The organism is Lysobacter sp. S4-A87, from assembly GCF_022637455.1.
Classification (GTDB): Bacteria; Pseudomonadota; Gammaproteobacteria; order Xanthomonadales; family Xanthomonadaceae; genus Lysobacter_J.
The window spans coordinates 1,449,932-1,468,218 of sequence record NZ_CP093341.1 but is presented as its reverse complement, the minus strand read 5'-3'; the positions used below and the strand labels follow the sequence as shown (position 1 = coordinate 1,468,218).

At 68.2% G+C, this 18,287-nt stretch carries 15 protein-coding genes and 1 pseudogene; 9 read left to right on the top strand and 7 right to left on the bottom strand.

The genetic code is table 11. The annotated features are described in order from the left end of the window. Positions 1-5: 5 nt before the first annotated feature. The gene (locus MNR01_RS06655; protein ID WP_241920138.1) at positions 6-554 is read right to left on the bottom strand and encodes a hypothetical protein; all 549 of its coding nucleotides are present in this window, start codon (positions 552-554) and stop codon (positions 6-8) included. Between the two features lie 126 nt (positions 555-680). Here MNR01_RS06655 and MNR01_RS06650 point away from each other — a divergent pair. The 3 genes and pseudogenes from MNR01_RS06650 to MNR01_RS06640 all read left to right on the top strand — a co-directional run. After that, positions 681-1,142 (top strand): annotated as a pseudogene (locus MNR01_RS06650) (SET domain-containing protein-lysine N-methyltransferase); the annotation flags it as partial. Positions 1,143-1,328: 186 nt separating this feature from the next. Then, positions 1,329-2,126, top strand: coding sequence for a 3-hydroxybutyrate dehydrogenase (locus tag MNR01_RS06645; RefSeq protein ID WP_241920137.1), 798 nt, complete (start codon positions 1,329-1,331; stop codon positions 2,124-2,126). A 295-nt stretch (positions 2,127-2,421) separates the two neighbouring features. Further along, positions 2,422-4,644, top strand: coding sequence for a DUF5916 domain-containing protein (locus MNR01_RS06640; protein ID WP_241920136.1), 2,223 nt, complete (start codon positions 2,422-2,424; stop codon positions 4,642-4,644). Between the two features lie 41 nt (positions 4,645-4,685). Here the strand turns inward: MNR01_RS06640 and MNR01_RS06635 are convergent, their stop codons facing one another. The 5 genes from MNR01_RS06635 to fusA form a co-directional block, all read right to left on the bottom strand. Beyond that, complete coding sequence (locus tag MNR01_RS06635; protein WP_241920135.1) at positions 4,686-5,138, bottom strand: PIN domain-containing protein; 453 nt, start codon at positions 5,136-5,138, stop codon at positions 4,686-4,688. Beyond that, positions 5,122-5,814, bottom strand: coding sequence for a hypothetical protein (locus MNR01_RS06630; protein ID WP_241920134.1), 693 nt, complete (start codon positions 5,812-5,814; stop codon positions 5,122-5,124). Before MNR01_RS06630 ends, MNR01_RS06635 begins: the two co-directional genes overlap by 17 nt. Position 5,815: 1 nt before the next feature. After that, positions 5,816-6,397 (bottom strand): DUF1439 domain-containing protein, encoded by a 582-nt coding sequence (locus MNR01_RS06625; RefSeq protein ID WP_241920133.1) that lies wholly within the window; start codon positions 6,395-6,397, stop codon positions 5,816-5,818. Positions 6,398-6,506: 109 nt separating this feature from the next. Beyond that, entirely contained in the window at positions 6,507-7,832 is a 1,326-nt protein-coding gene (locus MNR01_RS06620) for a DUF2272 domain-containing protein (RefSeq protein ID WP_241920132.1), read from the bottom strand. Positions 7,833-7,944: 112 nt separating this feature from the next. After that, a complete protein-coding gene (fusA, locus tag MNR01_RS06615) occupies positions 7,945-10,002 on the bottom strand; it encodes an elongation factor G (RefSeq protein WP_241920131.1) in 2,058 nt (685 codons plus the stop codon). Positions 10,003-10,361: 359 nt separating this feature from the next. On the opposite strand from fusA, the gene MNR01_RS06610 reads away from it, so the two are divergent. The 3 genes from MNR01_RS06610 (at position 10,362) to MNR01_RS06600 (ending at position 11,750) form a co-directional block, all read left to right on the top strand. Then, the gene (locus MNR01_RS06610) at positions 10,362-10,535 is read left to right on the top strand and encodes a hypothetical protein (RefSeq protein WP_241920130.1); all 174 of its coding nucleotides are present in this window, start codon (positions 10,362-10,364) and stop codon (positions 10,533-10,535) included. An 81-nt stretch (positions 10,536-10,616) separates the two neighbouring features. Further along, a complete protein-coding gene (locus MNR01_RS06605; protein WP_241920129.1) occupies positions 10,617-11,054 on the top strand; it encodes an OsmC family protein in 438 nt (145 codons plus the stop codon). 9 nt (positions 11,055-11,063) lie between these two features. Continuing rightward, positions 11,064-11,750, top strand: coding sequence for an alpha/beta fold hydrolase (locus tag MNR01_RS06600; protein ID WP_241920128.1), 687 nt, complete (start codon positions 11,064-11,066; stop codon positions 11,748-11,750). Positions 11,751-11,799: 49 nt separating this feature from the next. On the opposite strand, the gene MNR01_RS06595 is transcribed toward MNR01_RS06600, so the two are convergent. Next, entirely contained in the window at positions 11,800-12,696 is an 897-nt protein-coding gene (locus tag MNR01_RS06595; RefSeq protein WP_241920127.1) for a PhzF family phenazine biosynthesis protein, read from the bottom strand. A 184-nt stretch (positions 12,697-12,880) separates the two neighbouring features. Here MNR01_RS06595 and MNR01_RS06590 point away from each other — a divergent pair, with 184 nt between their 5' ends. The 3 genes from MNR01_RS06590 to murD are packed head-to-tail and all read left to right on the top strand — an operon-like array spanning position 12,881 to position 18,235. Next, on the top strand, positions 12,881-15,478 hold the full coding sequence (locus MNR01_RS06590; protein WP_241920126.1) for a bifunctional aspartate kinase/diaminopimelate decarboxylase: 2,598 nt from the start codon (positions 12,881-12,883) through the stop codon (positions 15,476-15,478). Then, positions 15,475-16,836: a UDP-N-acetyl-alpha-D-muramoyl-L-alanyl-L-glutamate epimerase gene (gene murL, locus MNR01_RS06585; protein ID WP_241920125.1), complete on the top strand. Its 1,362-nt coding sequence runs from the start codon at positions 15,475-15,477 to the stop codon at positions 16,834-16,836. Before MNR01_RS06590 ends, murL begins: the two co-directional genes overlap by 4 nt. Further along, positions 16,817-18,235, top strand: coding sequence for a UDP-N-acetylmuramoyl-L-alanine--D-glutamate ligase (murD, locus tag MNR01_RS06580; protein WP_241920124.1), 1,419 nt, complete (start codon positions 16,817-16,819; stop codon positions 18,233-18,235). Before murL ends, murD begins: the two co-directional genes overlap by 20 nt. Positions 18,236-18,287: the final 52 nt, after the last annotated feature.

Below are 18,287 nucleotides of genomic sequence, written 5' to 3'. Positions count from 1 at the left end.
CTCGTTCAGGATTCGCCGGCGCTGGCGCTCGCGGCCACCGGCGGCGCGGCCGGCAATACCAGGTCGAAGTAGGGCGGCTGCGGATCCTGCCCCGGCGGGATGAAGTCCGGCGCCGGCTGCCCGGCGGGGCCGAGCGAGCGGACGAACTGGTAGATCGCGCGGCGGTCTTCGAGGGTCATGTCGCGGATGGCGAAATCGGGCATCAGCGGGCGCGTGCGCAGCTTGGCGCTGTAGTCCAGCCACTGCGTCTCGGTCATGGTCGACAGCTTCAGGCGCAGGTTGGTCGGATAGGTCGTGCCCCACGGCCCGCGGAAGCCGAGCGGCGAGCCAACCAGCCACTGGGCTTTGTCGACCGCGCCCTGGCTTTCCGCGTAACCCGGCGTGTGGCAGTCATTGCAGCCCGCGGTCCGGGCCAGGTATTCGCCGCGTGCGAGCAGGTCCTTCTGCGCCGGCGCGCCGTGGTCGCTGCTAGCCTGGTGGGCGTGTTCTCCCTGCTGGCAGCCAGCCACGGACAGGAGGGCGGTAATGGCGAGGGCGGATCGGATCGTCTTCATCGTTCATGCACATCGGGTGGTGACCCACGCCAACGCAGTGATCGGCGGCAACCGGCCAGACGCGATGGCGCGACGCGACCGATCCGGCCAGAATGTCCGCTTCCCGCAATGACTACCGGATTCCGCATGCCGCGCAAGATCGCCGCCCGTCGCTCCGCCATCCATGGCAACGGCGTATTCGCCATCCAGCCGATCGCCAAGGGCGAGCGCGTCATCGAGTACAAGGGCCAGCGCCGCACCCACGAGGAAGTCGACGCCGGCGAAAGCGGCGACATCGACACCGGCCACACGTTCCTGTTCACGCTCAACGACGAATACGTCATCGACGCCAACTTCAAGGGCAACGACGCGCGCTGGATCAACCACAGCTGCATGCCCAACTGCGAGGCCGTGCTGGAAGAGGACGAGGGCAAGGACCGCAAGCTCGACAAGGTGTTCATCGAGGCGGTCCGCGACATCGCTCCGGGCGAGGAACTGTCCTACAACTACGGCATCACCCTGGCCGAGAAGCACACCCCTGAACTGAAGAAGATCTGGGAGTGCCGCTGCGGGTCGCCGGGTTGCACCGGCACGATGCTGCAGCCCAAGTCGGACAAGAAGAAAAAGAAGCAGGAAAAGAAGAAGCGGAAGATGGCCGACGAGGCGAAGCGGGCCAAGCAGGCCTGACGCCATCCGTACCTTCGGGCAATGGTCCGGCGGCCGGCAGTCCGGCCACACTTGAGGTAACGCGCGCGGCCGATACTGGCGCGCCCACCCCGCATCCAAGGAGCCCCCATGAGCCTCGAAGGCAAGGTCGCCATCGTCACCGGTGCCGCCAGCGGCATCGGCAAGGAAATCGCGTTCGAGCTGGCGCGTGCCGGCGCGGCGATCGCCATCGCCGATCTCAACGCCCAGGGCGCGCAGGCGGTCGCGGCCGAAATCCAGGCCAACGGCGGTCGCGCCCTGGGGCTGGCGATGGACGTCACCGACGAGGCTGCGGTCAATGCCGGCGTCGCCCGCGTGGTCGCCGAACTCGGCGGCGTCGACATCCTGGTCTCCAACGCCGGCATCCAGATCGTCAACCCGATCGAGCAGTTCGCCTATGCCGACTGGAAGAAGATGCTGGCGATCCACCTCGATGGCGCCTTCCTGACCACCAGGGCCGTCCTGCCGCACATGTACGGAAACGGGGCGGATGGCAAATCGCGCGGCGGCACCGTCATCTACATGGGTTCGGTCCACTCGCACCTGGCCTCGCCGCTGAAGTCGGCCTACGTCACCGCAAAGCACGGCCTGCTGGGCCTGTCACGCACGCTGGCCAAGGAAGGGGCGAAGCACGCGGTGCGCAGCCATGTGGTCTGCCCCGGTTTCGTGCGCACGCCACTGGTCGACAGGCAGATCCCGGAGCAGGCGCGGGAGCTGGGCATCAGCGAGGAAGAAGTGGTGAGCCGGGTCATGCTCGGCAACACCGTCGATGGCATCTTCACCACGGTCGAGGACGTCGCCCAGACGGTGCGCTTCCTGGCCGAGTTCCCGAGCGCGGCGCTGACCGGGCAGAGCTTCGTGGTCAGCCACGGCTGGCACATGCAGTAGCCGACGGGGCGGGTTCCCGCTCCCATGGAGTGCCGGTAGCGCATCGGGGCAGCCCCCTTCACCGGTGCCACTCCAAGGCGTGATGCACGCCAGGGAAATTTGGTTGCAATGACTAACGCCAGTCTGGCGCAGGGCGCGACTGCGTATAGGCTGTGCACCGCTCGGGTACCAAGGTGCCCGTGTGCAAGCCCAGCACGGACGATCTGGTCGGACGGCCGCCTTCGATGGCGGCGGTTGCGGCGGGGGAAACCGGTCTGGCTCCCCCGACCTCCGAGATTCCCCCTCAATGCACGGAATGCGCGCAACGTTGACCCTGGCCATCCTGGCCGCCCTGTCCACCCCGGCGATGGGCGTGGAGATCGACGGCCGCATCGATCCGGCCGAGTGGCAAGGGGCGCGTGAGATCACCGACTTCCGCAAGGTGCAGCCGCTGAGCCGTGAGCCGGCCACGCTGCAGACCAAGGTGTGGGTGATGGCGACGCCCGAGGGCCTGGCGGTGGCCTTCCGCAACAACCAGCCGGTCGAGACCCGGACCCGGCAGAAGGTCCAGCGCGACTTCGAGGCCCAGGTCGACCGCGTCAACCTGATGATCGACTACGACGGCGACGGCCGCACCGGCTACAACTTCACCGTCTCCTCCACCGACGGCATCGCCGATGCGGTCATCAGCAACGAGTCGCAGTTCAACGACGACTGGGACGGCAACTGGAAGCACGCCGTCAGCGAGGACGACACCGGCTGGAACGTGGAGATGCTGATCCCCTGGTACATCGCGCCGATGCGCAATGGCAGCGATGGCATGCGCACGGTCAAGGTCTACTTCGACCGCGTCATCGGCTCCACCGGTGAGCGCTCGGCATGGCCGGCGGCCAGCTTCGAGCGCCCGCGCTTCCTGTCCGATTTCGAGCCGATGCAGATGGCGCAGTACAGCCAGTCGCTGCTGGCGATCACGCCGTATGTGTCCGGCCTGTACGACAACGTCGGCGGCGACAGCGACTTCGACGGCGGCGCGGACATCTTCTGGAAGCCAAACGGCCAGTTCCAGCTGTCGGCGACGATCAACCCCGACTTCGGCCAGGTCGAGAGCGACGACCTGGTGGTGAACTTCAGCGCCACCGAAACCTTCATCAGCGACAAGCGCCCGTTCTTCACCGAGAACCAGGGCATCTTCGAGTTCACCACGCCGTCGGACTTCAGCCAGCTGCTGTACACCCGCCGCGTCGGTGGCCCGGCCGACGACGGCAATGGCGCCGGCGACATCACCGCCGCGGTCAAGCTCAACGGCAGCGTCGGCGCGACCAAGTACGGTGTGTTCGTCGCCGACGAGGCCGACGAGGTCGGTCGCACCTTCGGCGCGTTGCGCGTGGTGCGCGACTTCGCCGACCAGAACCTCGGCGTGATGTTGACCCAGGTCGAACGACCGTTCCTCGATCGCGAGGCATCGGTGCTGGGCGTGGACCACAACTGGCGCCCGAACGAGCGCGTCAGCGTGGAGACGCGCGTCATCGGCAGCCAGATCGACCAGGACGGCCGCACCAGCGACGACACCGGCGGCACCATGTGGGTCAACTACGAGATGGACGACGGCTGGCGCCAGCAGTGGCTGGCGATGCATTTTGGCGAAGACCTGCAGATCAACGACTTCGGTTACCTCTCGCGCGCCAACCTGAACTATCTCAACTGGCAGGTGATGCGCCGCTTCCCCGACCAGCCGGCCGAGTCGCGTTACGCCTCCAAGGACTGGCGCGGCCGGATCAGCGGTACCGACAACGATCACGGCCAGCGCCTGCAGCGGCAGCTGCGCATCAGCCGCCAGAGCAGCCTGCGCAACGGCAGCTCCGAGTACGCGCAGATCAACATCAACAGTGCTTTCGTCGACGACCTGATCACGCGTGGCAACGGCAACGTCAACCTGCCGCCGAACTTCAATGCGTATCTGGAGTACGAGCGTCCGCGCAAGGGCAACTGGGGGTGGGAGCTGGAGGCCGATGCATTCAGCGGTGGCCTGGCCGGCAACGACAGGATCGGCTTCGATATCCGCGTGCAGCCGACGTACTTCTTCAATGACGCCTTCAGTGTCTACCTGGGCGCCTACTACGAGCAGATCCCGAGCTGGCTGGTCTGGCAACAGGACAACCTGATCGGCGAGTTCGACGAGAAGATGATGCAGATCAGTGCCGGCGTGGACTGGAACATCGGCAGCAAGCAGGAGCTGCGGGTGAAGCTGCAGGCGCTGGGTCTGGATGCGCCGTTGCGGCAGGCATACCGGGTCGATGCGGGTGGCAATTCGATTGCCAGTGCGGATGCGGTGGACGATTTCAACGTGCAGAACCTGGGCTTCCAGATTCGTTATCGTTATGAGCTGGCGCCGTTGTCGTATCTGTACGTGGTCTATGGGCGCGGTGGGTATCAGCAGGAGCCGTTCTCGGAGGATACGGGGGAACTGGTGCGGGACAGCCTGGAGTTGCGGGACGATGAGCAGCTGCTGGTCAAGCTGAGCTATCGCTTCGAGATCTGAGCCCTTCAAACAGCAACAGCTTCCGCCACTGAACGAGAGCCTTACGGCGCCCAGGCGTCCGGCATGAGGATCTCGAACAGGCCATCACGCCGCGTACGTCGCGCCAGCACCAGCAGCGCGTCGTCGCGGCTGAGCAGCCAGCGGGCGCCGCAGGCATGTGCGAGGTGCAGGAATTTCTGGTCGTCGGGGTCGGCGCAGCGCGGCACTGCGACCTGCGGCAAGGGATCCGCGGACACCAGTTGCACGTGGGCGTCAAATGCGGCGATGGCCCCCGCGCGTGCCGTCTCATCCAGTCGCAATGCCGGATAGTCCAGCACGCGCAACCACTCCCCGCGGCATTCCGCGTCGGTCACCGCGACCACGTCGCCTGCCTGCAGCGCGGCGCGCAATGTGGCCACGCGCGGGTCGCCGAACACGAACAGGTCCAGGCAGACGTTCGTGTCCAGGACGATCCGCGGCGGGACGTGGTTCAACGGATCAGGGGGTGACTTCACGCAGGTCGGCCGAGCCGATCCGCCATGCCCGCTGTTCGGCGGTGGCGCCGTCCACGACGGCGCGCCGCAGCGTGTAGGCACCGACGAACTTGCGCTGGCTGCCATCGGCGGCGGTCGCGGTCAGCGCCACGGGCACTTCGACGAAGCGCGAACCGGCTGCGGCGTCGACCGCGCCGGGCGCGAGGATCTCGACCGAAACACCAGAGGTGTCGCGAAAGCCGTCGGCGAACTGTTGCGGTGACTGGCCGCTGGCGCGTCCGCCGTCCGACCACAGGGAATAGGCGCGGTCGTAAGCGCGGCTGTTGATGGCGGCGTAGTAGTCGCGGACGACGGCCATGGCGTCCTGTGCGGTCGGTTCGTTCACCGCTTCGCCATCGGATGGGGTTGCCCCGGTGTCGGTGCCCGGGAGTGGCTGGCCGGCTTCGTCTGTCGGTGCGATCGGATTGCCCTGTTCGTCGAGCACAACCTCCTCGACGACCTGGGGCGGCGGCCCGACCTGGCCCGGGCCTGGCTTGTCGGGCATGCCGGTGACGCTGCCATCGGCCTTGCCCGAGGGCGCTGGCAACGCCTGCGAGTCGTCGCCACCGCGCTGGCCCGGTGGTTTGTCACTGCTGCTGCAGGCGGCCATCGCCGCGGCCAGGGCGACGATGGTGATCAGGTGCCGGAACGCTGCCATGTCACTGGTCCAGGTGCACGACGACGGTGCCGCTCTCGATCGCCGTGGTGCCGATCCGGCGCGAGCCCAGCTTGTCGAGCAGGCTGTTGTCGAAGCGGTAGATCGGTTCTTCGCGCGAGTACTCGCCCATCCACGAATTGAGCAGTGCGCGCGAACTGCCGTTCATCGCACCGCCCAGGGACGGTACATCCACCTGTTCGATGCGCGGATCCTGCAGGTGCAGGCCGCGCGTGCCGGGGTCGTAGCGCAGGGCGCTGGTCAGGGCGAAGTGGCCGGACGGCTTGCTGCTGTCGCTGCCGAGCGCGCCCAGACCGAGGTCGAAGTCGACACGCAGCCGGTTGGAGCCTTGCGGAATGGTCAGGCGCGGGTTCATCAGCGTCAGCGACACCAGGCCGCCGAGCTTGTCGTAGTGCTTCGGAAAGTTGCGGTCGAGCGAGCCCTGCAACTGCATCGGGGTGAACCGGACTTCGTTGCCCAGCAGCGCGCCGAGCCCATTGAGGGTCGAACAGGCCGCAAGGACGAGGGCGAGGGCGGCCACGGCGAGGCCGCGGGAGACGGTCGGAAAAGAACGGCGCAAGGACATCCAGAGCTCCACAGTGATGCCCGGGACGATACGCGTGCGGCATGGATGAGAAAAGTCTCAGTCGGCGCCGGGTTCAGGGCGTGCCGCTGTCCGCCGACGCGGCCTGCGATCAGGGCGTCTTCTTAGGCGGCTGCTGCGGGGCCTCCTTCGGGGTCTCCTTCGTTGCGCCCCTGGGCTGGGTTCCGGGCTGGGTTCCGGGCGGGGTGGCGGCCGGGCCGGTCGCAGGGCCGGGCGTCTTTCCGGCGGGCTGGCCGCGCCTCTGCAGCGGCAGGGGCGGTGGCGCCCGGGTGCTGCTGGAGTAACGGGCGTAGTCGCGGTACAGCTGCTGCACCGTCGGCGTGCCGTCGAGGTCGTGCGTCGGTGCGGCACCCTGGCGCGGCTTGAGCACGGCGAACCAGCGATGCGCGCCGACGATGTCGCGGTCGGTCAGGGGTTTGCCCTTGCCGTCGATGGCGATCACCGACAGCGTCACGGCGTGGTTGACGTTGCCGCCGATGGCGAACAGCCGGCGGTGCTCGAGGTCGGTCTTGACCACCAGGTCGCAATGCAGCGACAGCGAATCGCTGATGCCGCCACGCACGTCGGCGATCGAGGCGAAGGTGGCGTTGCCGCGCGCCGTGCACAGCAGGTCGCCGGCCGCGGGTACGGTTTCGGTCAGGTCGTAAGCGACATAGACATGCGAGGAGTCCTGGCCGTCGCGCGCGCGCACTGCCGCGCGCACGTACTCGTAATGCGCGCCGCTGCGGCGGAACTGCTCGGTCGACAACCCGGCCTCGCATGCCAGCCAGGAAATGAACGCCGCTGACCACGGCATCGCCCAGCCGGCTTCGTGCCAGCCGTAGTTGACGATGCTCTGCACGCGCAGCGCTTCCTCGCTGCCGGTGGCGGCCCAGTAACCGGCGATGGTTCCGCTGACCTGGCTGTCGTCCTCCATCAGGCCCAGGCGCGGGGCCTGGCGCAACACGCGATCGCCAATCGAGGCGTTGCGGCCTGGCGCGATGATGTCGACCACGCCCGCGGCCTGTGGCATGCGCGGCACGATCGCCTGCGGCTCCACCGCCATGTCCAGCACCGGCAGGCCGAAGTACGCCCACTCGGCCGTGGCCAGATCGATCATGCGCGTGGTCGCACTGCCGCCGCGGTCGGGAATCGACGGGCACGACGACATCGCGATGTGGTAGCCGGCCGCGCGCGCCGGCGTGCCGTCGCGGCGGTACAGCGGCTCGAACGAGCCCGGTCCGGTGCGCACCATCATCGGTGGCGCGTCGCTGCCGCGCGCGTACTCGACGCGCAGCGCCGGGTCCGGGAATCCGGCCGGGCGCGCGAAGTTGGGGATGGAGCGACTGTTGCCCGCTTGTGCCCAGGTCGGGGCGGCGGCAGCGAACGTCGCGATGGCCAGCACGGTGTGCAGCACAACCAGGTGCCCGTGGCGCATGTGTGCTTCCTGTGCGGGGGAAGCCACAGCTTGGGTCAGGGGATGTGAAGCCTGTATCTGTAGGCGTGTCTGCAGGGGCCTGCTGCACCGGCCCCTGCTGACGGGCGCGCGGTCAGTCCTCGTCCTGGCGGGGCTTGTACGCTTCGACCAGCTTCTGCTGGACATTGGCCGGGACCGGCTCGTAGTGGCTGAAGTCGAGCGAGTAGCGCCCGCGCCCGGCGGTCACCGACTTGAGCTCGGCGGCGTAGCCCTCCAGCTCGGACAGCGGCACTTGCGCCTTCACCACGATCTCGTTGCCGCGGACGCTGTCGGTGCCGCTGATGCGTGCGCGCTTGCTGGCCAGTCCGCCGCTGACGTCGCCCATGTGCTGCTCGGGCGCATTGACCTCCAGTTCGACGATGGGCTCGAGCACCTGCGGCCGCGCCTTGCCGATCGCATCCAGGAAGGCCTTCTTGCCGGCGGCGACGAAGGCGACTTCCTTGCTGTCGACGGGGTGATGCTTGCCGTCGTAGACAATCACGCGCACGTCCTGGATCGGATAGCCGGCGACAGCGCCGCTGCCCAGCACCTGGCGCACGCCTTTCTCCACCGCCGGCATGAACTGGCCGGGGATGGTGCCGCCCTTGACCTCATCGACAAACTCGAAGCCACCGCCGCGCGGCAACGGCTCGATGCGCAGGAACACCTCGCCGAACTGGCCGGCGCCACCGGTCTGCTTCTTGTGGCGATGGTGGCCCTCGGCCTTGCCGCTGACCGTTTCGCGGTAGGCGATGCGCGGCGGACGCGATGTCACCTCGACGCCGTAGCGGTCCTTCAGGCGCTCCAGGTTGATGCGCAGGTGCAGGTCGGACAGGCCGCGGATCACCGTCTCGTTGGTCTCGGTCTCGTGCTCGACGACGAAGCACGGGTCTTCCTCGGCAAGCTTGTGCAGCGCGGTGGCGAGTTTCTGCTCCTGTCCCTTGCTCGCCGCATCCACCGCCAGGCCGAACATCGGTTTGGGGAAATCCAGCGGTGCCAGGCGGATCTGGTCCTCGTCGTGACTGTCGTGCAGCACGGCGTCGAAGTGCAGCTCGTCCACCTTGGCCACGGCGGCAATATCGCCCGGGAGCGCCTGATCGATCTCGACGTGGTCCTTGCCCTTGAGCTTGAACAGGTGCCCGACCTTGAACGGCTTCTTGCCGTCGTCGATGAACAACTGCGTGTCCTTCTTTATCAGCCCCTGGTAGACGCGGAAGATGCCGAGCTTGCCGACGAAGGGATCGTTGACGATCTTGAAGACGTCGGCCACTACGTGCGCCTTCGAATCGGGAACGGCCTGGAAGCGCTGGCGCTCGGCGCCGCGCTCGAACGGCGGCGGGTTGGCTTCGGCAGGGTTGGGGAACCACTGCTCGGCCACGTCCAGCAGTTTCTTCACGCCCACGTTCATCCGCGCCGAGCAGAACAGCACCGGTACCAGGTGGCCCTCGCGCATGCACTGTTCGAAGGCGTCGTGCAGCTCCTCGCCCGACAGGCCGCCTTCGCCCACGTCGAGGTAGTGCTCCATCACCGACTCGTTGATCTCCACGACCTGGTCGATGATTTTCTGGTGCCAGTCGGCAACCGGCCCCAGGTCGCTGTCGCCGGTGGTATTGCCGAGACAGTCAATGACCTTCTTGCCGCCGTCGGCGGGAAGGTTCAGCGGCAGACACTCGGGGCCGAAGGTGTCGCGCAGTTCGGCGAGCACGCGCTCGGCCGATGCGGCCTCGTGGTCGATCTTGTTGATCACCAGGGCGCGGCACAGGTTTCGTCCCTTGGCGTACTCCATCATCCGGCGCGTGCCGTATTCGACGCCGCTGTCGGCATCGACCACGATCACCACCGTTTCCACCGCGCCGAATGCCGACAACGCCGGGCCGCGAAAATCCGGGTAGCCGGGGGTGTCGATCAGGTTGAGGTGGATGGTCTGGCCGTTGGCGGCGACGTGGTCGATGCTGGCGATGGCCGAGTCGATCGAGTGGCCGCGCTGCTTCTCGATGGCATCGAAATCGGACACGGTGCTGCCGCGCTCGATGCTGCCTGCCGTCTGGATTGCGCCGCCGGCCTGCAGCAGGGCTTCGAACAGTGTGGTTTTGCCGGCGCCGGGGTGGCCTGCCAAGGCCACGTTGCGGATGGATTGTGTGCTGTAGGACATGAGCGGACTTCTCCCGGTGCTGAGGAGGGAAGGCCGTCATGGCTGTCCGCGCTTCGCGCCGAAGCGTTGGGCGCTCGGCGGGCGGTCATGGCGGGTGCCGGCGGGGAGCCGGGAGGGCAAGCCTCGCGCAAGGGGCTGGGTGGGTCAAGCCTGCCGAAGCCGATGAAGGCCCCACTTTCGGAATCCTCCTATTCGAACCGTCACGGCAGTGATGCAAGCTGGCGCCTCCGTTCGGCGCATGCGAGGTCGCAGGGCCGAGGGCGGTGTAGATCCGGCGTGAAGTTGCCTTGGTGCGCCTGGGTCGGAGCCGGATCCGACCGCCTGCCGGGCGGCGTTCGTCTGTCGAGATTCCTATGAACATGTCCACCAAGCTGGCGGTTGTTGGCGCCTACGTCCTGATCGCGTCGGTGATCGTCTTCAAGCACGGGTTCGAGAGCGGTGATTACCTGATGGTGATCGTCGGCCTGATGTCGCTGGCGGTGCAGGCCATCATTTTCCGGGTGCGGCGCCAGATCCGGCGGGTGCGGCGCTAGTCGCGGGCGGCCGGTCCGCGATGCCCCGGTAACGTTACAGGCGCTAGGCTGTGCGCTCGTTCATGCAACGGGAGCACCAACATGGCCTTCAAGCGTTTCGCCGAAGCGGTCTGGCAGGGCGACCTGCAGTCTGGCAAGGGTGCGATGAGCACGCCGCAGAGCGGTCTGTTCGCCGACCAGAACTACTCCTTCAAGACCCGCTTCGGCGACGAGAAGGGCACCAACCCCGAGGAGCTGCTGGCTGCGGCGCATGCCGGCTGCTTCTCGATGGCGCTTTCGGCGGTCCTGGGCAAGTCCGGGTTCACCCCGGAGCGGATCGAGACGCGCGCCGAAGCGTCGATGGATCCCGGCATGGACCCGGGCCCGACGATCACCGGTGTGCAGCTGATCGTCAGCGCCAAGGTGCCTGGCATCAGCGCCGAGCAGTTCCAGCAGATCGCCGAAGCGGCCAAGGCCGGCTGTGTGATTTCGCGCGCGCTGTCGGTGCCGGTGACGCTTTCGGCCTCGCTGCAGGGCTGACGGTCGCCGATGCCGCCCGCGCAGGTCCGCCATGCCGTGCTGGTGCACGGCGCCGGTGGCGGTGGCTGGGAGTGGGACCTCTGGTGCGGAGTGCTTGAGGCGCACGGCATCGCCTGCGCCTGCTTCGATCTTGCGCCGGTGGATGCCGGGCTGGCCGCCACCACCTTCGACGACTACCGGGCGCAGCTGCGGACGGTGCTGGAAGCGGTGCCGCGTCCGCGTGTGCTGATTGGCGCCAGCCTGGGCGGATTGCTGGCGGCGACCTGCGCCGATGCCGCCGATGCGCTGGTGCTGGTCAACCCGCTGCCTCCGGCACCCTGGTCGGCACGGCTTGCGCGACGCGAGTGGCCCGACCTGGTGCCCTGGCGGCTCGAAGCACGGCTGGCCTCGACCCGGGCCGCCTTGGCCGACGCCGACGATGCGACCGCGCTGTTCGCCTTCCGGCGTTGGCGCGACGAGTCCGGCGCGGTGCTGCGCCAGGCGCAGGCGGGGCTGGAGGTTGCCATCCCCGAGTGCCCGGTACTGCTGGTGGCCTCGGAGTTGGATGAAGACGTGCCGGCGGCCGTGACCGCGGCGCTGGCCGGTGCCTGGAACGCCAGCCTGCTTCGGCTGCCGGGTTCAACGCACGTTGGACCGCTGCTGGGACGGGACGCAGCGGACGTGGCCGCGCAAGTGGTGGCGTGGCTCTGGGGCTGACGGCCTGACGACGGCCTGGACCCCGGCGTTCGACGGGATGACGGCGATCTCAGGCCCAGTCGATCGTGCCGCGGACCACGTTGCAGACCTGGCCGCCCGACCAGACCTCGCCATCGCCGTCCACGCGCAGCTCCAGTCGCGCATCGAAACCGACCTCGCGACCCTGGCTGACGCTGTAACGGTGGCCGCCATCGTCCTGCCGACGGCCGGGCAGGGCGTGGTTGTGATTGAGCCAGGCCGCCAGCGTGGCATTGGCGGCGCCTGAGGCGGCATCCTCGAATCGCGCCGGGGCGCCGACGAATGCGCGCACGACCAGGTCGTAGTCGCGGCCGCCATCGGCACGGGCGAAGGCGCACAGGCCCATGCTCGCGGTGCTTTCGGCCAGCGCCGCGATCGCGTCCCAGTCCGGGTTGGCCCCGCGCAGGGCCGATTCGCTGGCCAGCTCGGCCAGCCACCAGCGCCGGCCTCCGTCCATCAATGCCGGCGGCAGCGCGCCCAGGGCCAGGCCGGACAGCGCCGATTGCAGGCGCGGATCGTGGCCGGCTGCGATCTCGACCACCTGCGCCTTCGGCGTGCGAACGGCGATCGTGCGCGAGGCTCCGGCGCCGTCGACCGCCAGCGGCAACAGGCCCGCCACGCCTTCCTGCAGCAAGCGGCCCTGGCTGGCTTCGGCCAGGCCGGCCTCCAGCACTACGTGCGCGGTGCCGACGCTGGGGTGTCCGGCGAACGGGACCTCGCGGCGCGGACTGAACATGCGGATGCGATAGCTGGCGCCGGGCTGGGTCGGGGCGAAGACGAACGTCGTTTCGGGCAGCCGGGTCCAGCGGGCGATGGCCTGCATCTGGACATCGTCGAGGCCATCGGTGTCCAGCACCACGGCCAGGGGATTGCCGGCGCCGGGCCGGTCGGCGAACACGTCCAGTTGCAGGTAGCGGCGAAGCGTCATTCGGCGGGGGTCCGAGGTGGTCGAATCGATTAGAATTGCCGTTCTTTGTGGCCGCGCCTGGGCATCAGTCCGCAGCTGGCGCGCCATTCTAGGTTCTGTAGGGGCGCGTTGCCCGTACGGTTGCAGTCGAAATTACTTACCAATCCTGAACATCACTCACATCCAACCTCAGAGGGCAGTTGCGGTGGCGGAAGCGAATCGCTGGGTAGTACTCAAGTTCGGCGGCACATCAGTGTCTCGCCGCAATCGTTGGGACACCATCGGACGCCTCGCCGGAAAACGCATGGCCGAAGAGGGGGTTCGCGTGCTGGTCGTGGTCTCGGCGCTGTCGGGCGTGACCAATGAGCTGCAGGCCATTGCCAACGGTGATGGCATCGATGCGCGCATCGCCGCGCTGGTCGAGCGCCACCGCGCGTTCTGCGTCGAACTCGACCTGGATGCCGACGTCGTGCTGGGCGAGCGCCTGGGGCTGCTGCAGGCACTGGCCGCTGACACGCGCGCGGCCGGGCGCACGCTCGACTGGCAGGCCGAAGTGCTGGCACAGGGCGAGCTGCTCTCGTCGACGCTGGGTGCTGCCTATCTGCGTACGCAGGGCCATGACTTCGGCTGGTGCGATGCCCGCCATTGGCTCGATGCGGTGTCGCTGCCCAATGCCAACGCCTGGTCGCAGCGCCTGTCGGTGAACTGCCGCCTCGACGGCGACGGCGCACCCGGTGAAGGATCGTTCCGCGAGCGCTTCTCCGCGCAGGCGGCGCCGATGCTGATCACCCAGGGCTTCATCTCCCGTCACGGCGACGGTGGCACGGCGATCCTCGGCCGCGGCGGCTCCGATACATCGGCAGCGTACTTCGGTGCGCTGCTGAAGGCGCAGCGCGTTGAAATCTGGACCGACGTGCCGGGCATGTTCAGCGCCAATCCGCGCGACGTGCCCGAGGCGCGCCTGCTCACCCGGCTGCACTATGCCGAGGCGCAGGAAATCGCCACCACCGGCGCCAAGGTCCTGCATCCGCGCTCGATCGCGCCGTGCCGCGACGCCGGCGTGCCGATGGCGATCCTCGATACCGAGCGCCCGGACCTTCCGGGCACGCGCATCGACGCGACCGCGGCAACCGTGCCGGGCGTCAAGGCGATCAGCCGCCGCAACGGCATCGTGCTGGTGTCGATGGAAAGCATCGGCATGTGGCAGCAGGTCGGCTTCCTGGCCGACGTGTTCGAACGCTTCAAGCGCCATGGCCTGTCGATCGACCTGATCGGCTCGTCGGAGACCAACGTCACCGTCTCGCTCGACCCGAGCGAGAACCTGGTCACCACCAACGTGCTGGAAGCGCTCAGTGCCGACCTGGCCGAGGTGTGCCGGGTCAAGGTGATCGCGCCGTGCGCGGCGATCACCCTGGTCGGCCGTGGCATGCGTTCGCTGCTGCACCGGTTGTCCGACATCTGGGCGACGTTCGGTCGCGAGCGCGTGCACCTGATCTCGCAGTCGTCCAACGACCTCAACCTGACCTTCGTGATCGACGAGGCCGATGCCGACGGCCTGCTGCCGCACCTGCACGCCGAACTGATACGTTCGCGGGCGATGCCGGTACGCGACGCCAGCGTGTTCGGCCCGAGCTGGCGCGAGATCGCGCACGGCAAGCCGCAGCGCGTGCCGGCATGGTGGCGCGGTCGGCGTGAGCAGCTGCTGGCGCTGGCCGCGCAGGGCACGCCGCGCTATGTCTACGACCTGGCAACGGTGCGCGAGCGCGCCCGTTCGCTGACGTCCACGGTCGCGGTCGACCGCTGCTTCTACGCGATCAAGGCCAATCCGCACCCGGCCATCCTCAAGGCCATCACCGGCGAAGGCTTCGGCCTGGAATGCGTGTCGCAGGGCGAGTTCGAACACGTGTTCGCCGCGCTGCCCGGGTTGTCGCCCAATCGTGTGCTGTTCACGCCGAGCTTCGCGCCGCGGCGCGAGTACGAGGCCGCGTTCGCGCGCGGGATCATCGTCACCCTCGACAACATCGAAGCGCTGCAACGCTGGCCGGAGGTGTTCCGCGGCCGCACGATCTGGCTGCGCATCGACCTGGGCCACGGCGAAGGCCACCACGAGAAGGTCCGCACCGGTGGCGTGGCGGCCAAGTTCGGCCTGCCGATGACGCGCTTCGACGGCTTCATCGAAGAGGCGCGCAAGCTCGGCGTGCGCATCAGCGGCCTGCACGCGCACCTGGGCAGCGGCATCGAGGATCCGCAGCACTGGCGCGGCGTCTATGCGCACCTGGCCGGTCTGGCCGACAGCGTCGGCACGATCGAAACGATCGACATCGGCGGTGGCCTGCCGATCCCGTACACGCCCGAGTCGCCCGAGTTCGACCTGGCGCAGTGGCGCAGCGGGCTGGAAGAGATCAAGTCGGCGTATCCGCGCTACGGCCTGGTGATCGAGCCCGGTCGTTACCTGGTCGCCGAGAGCGGCGTGCTGCTGCTGGCAGTGACCCAGGTGATCGAGAAGGACGGCGTGCTGCGCATCGGTTGCGATGCCGGCATGAACGCCCTGATGCGCCCGGCGATGTACGAGGCCTACCATGGCATCTTCAACCTGAGCCGCCTCGACGACGGCGAGACGGCGGCATTCGACGTTGTCGGTCCGGTCTGCGAGAGCAGCGACGTGCTCGGCCGCGGCCGCACGCTCCCGGTCGACACCGCCGAGGACGACGTGATGCTGGTCGCCGACGCCGGTGCCTACGGCATGGCGATGGCCAACACCTACAACCTGCGGGCCCTGCCGGCAGAGGACGTAATCGAATGAGTGAGTGGAAATTCAAACGCGACGCCATCCGCGCGTTCCGCTTCGTGCGCTGCGCGTTCGATGCGCAGACCGGCGTGGCGCAGTTGGTGTACGCCTTCGACGATGGCCCGGAGCTGATCGAGACGGTCACGGTGCCTGGTGCTCCGTTCGTGCTCGAAGGCGAGCGCGCGGCGGCGGTCGAACGCGCGCTGCGGCTGCTGCACCTGTTCACCGGCGTCAGCTACTACAAGGCCGCGGTGCCCGAACAGATCCTGATCGACAGCTACGACATCGACGCAGACACCGCGGCGCTGCTGGAACTGCTGTACGTCAACGGCCTGGGTGAGTTCGCCTACCGCAACGGCCTGAACCTGCACGGCAGGATCAAGTTCCCGGTGAACGCCACCGCGGGGGAGGTCGCGCCCACGCTCGGCCTGAAGCACCACGCCCTCGTCGCCATCGGCGGCGGCAAGGACTCGCTGGTCAGCATCGAAGCGCTGCGTGCGCTGGGAGTCGAGCAGACCGTGACCTGGATCGGCGGTTCGCAGCTGATCCGCGCCTGCGCCGATCGCACCGGCCTGGCGACGTTCAACATCGGCCGCTCGCTGGCCCCGCAGCTGTTCGACTACAACCGCGAAGGCGCCTGGAACGGCCACATCCCGGTGACGGCGATCAACTCGATGATCATGCTGTTCGCCGCGCTGCTGCTGGGCGTCGACCAGGTGGTGTTCTCCAACGAGCGTTCGGCCAGCTATGGCAGCCTCATTGAAGGTACCGGCGAGGTGAACCACCAGTGGTCCAAGGGCTGGGCCTGCGAGTCGGCGATCGGCGACCACGTGCAGCGTCATATCGCCGCCGACCTGCATTACTACTCGCTGCTGCGTCCGCTCAGCGAGCTCGCCGTGGCGCGCCAGTTCACCCGCACCGACCGCTACGACGCCCATTTCAGCAGCTGCAACCGCAACTTCCATATCCTCGGCGAGCGCCCTGCCAATCGCTGGTGCGGCGTGTGCCCGAAGTGCCATTTCGTGTTCCTGGCGCTGGCGCCGTTCATGCCCAAGCCGAGGCTGGTGGGGATCTTCGGCCGCAATCTCCTCGACGACACGGCGCAGACCGCGGGCTACGACGCCCTGCTTGAGTACCAGGACCACAAGCCGTTCGAGTGCGTGGGCGAGGGCCGCGAATCGCGCGCCGCCATGGCCGCACTGACCGTTCGCCCGGAGTGGCGCGAGGACGCACTGGTCGAACGCTTCGCCAACGAGATCCGTCCCCAGCTCGATGCAGAGGACCTGCGAATCGAGCCGCTGCTGGTGATCGACGACGAGCAGCGCATGCCGCCTGCGTTGTGGGAGCGCCTGCGTGCGCATCTGGCAGCTTGAAGGTCGAAAGGTCGCGCTGTGGGGCTGGGGCCGTGAGGGCCGCGCGGCCTACCACGCCATCCGTTCGCGGCTGCCGCACCTTGCGCTGACGCTGTTCTGTTCGCGCGATGAGGCCGCCGAGGGCGCCGCGCTGGCCGATCCGGCTCTCGCCACCGAAACCGACGCCAGCGCCGAGCGCCTGTCGGCTTTCGAGGTGGTGGTGAAGTCGCCGGGCATCAGCCCCTACGGCAATGAAGCCAGCGCTGCCGCTGCGCGCGGCACGCGCTTCATCGGCGGCACCGCGCTGTGGTTCGGCGAGCACGCCGGCGATGACGGCGTGGTCGCCCGCACCGTGTGCGTGACCGGCACCAAGGGCAAGAGCACGACCACGGCACTGCTGGCGCACCTGCTGCGCTGCGGGGGCCATGTCACCGCGCTGGCCGGCAACATCGGCATGCCGCTGCTGGAGGTGCTCGATCCGCCACAGGCGCCCGAGTTCTGGGTGATCGAGTTGTCGAGCTACCAGACCGGCGATGTCGCCGCGAGCCAAGCGCACCCGCAGGTTGCGGTCGTGCTGAACATATTTCCCGAACACCTCGACTGGCACGGCTCGCACGAGCGTTACGTCGAGGACAAGCTGCGCCTGCTGACCGAAGCCGCGCCGGCGATCGCCGTGCTCAACAGCAACGATTCGCGCCTGGTGGCCGCAGGCGTCGCCGCCAGCCGCGACGCCGGCACCGACGTGTACTGGTTCGGTGACCGCGGTGGCTGGCACTTGCGCGAGGATGCGCTGTACCGCGGCGACGCCTGGGTGATGGACACGCGCAGCCTGCCGCTGCCCGGTCGCCACAACCGCGGCAACCTCTGCGCCGTGCTCACCGCGATCGAAGCGCTTGGCCTGGACGCGGTCGCACTGGCGCCGCATGCCGCCAGTTTCCAGCCGCTGCCGCATCGCCTGCAGACGCTGGGCACGCGTGACGGCATCGCCTACGTCAATGACTCCATCAGCACCACGCCGCATGCCAGCCTGGCCGCGCTCGACTGCTTCGGCGATCGTCGCGTGGCGTTGCTGGTGGGCGGGCACGATCGCGGCCTGCCGTGGGAGGAGTTCGCCGAGGCGATGCGCACGCAGGCGCCGGTCGCAGTGATCACGATGGGCCAGAACGGGCCACGCATCCACGCGCTGCTGGCACCCATTGCCGGCGAGTCTGACTTCCACCTCAGCGCCGCGGTCGATCTGGCCGATGCCATGGCCCAGGCCCGCGCGGTGCTCGGGGACGAAGGCGTCGTCCTGCTGTCGCCGGGCGCACCGAGCTTCGGCCCTTACCGCGACTACGTTGCGCGCGGCCGCCATTTCGCCGAACTGGCCGGCTTCGACCCGGACATGATCAGCGCCATTGCCGGTATCGGGATCTCCTGAGCTTCACGCGTCGAGGACAGGCGCGGGGTAGGCTCGCGCGGCAGTCTCCACT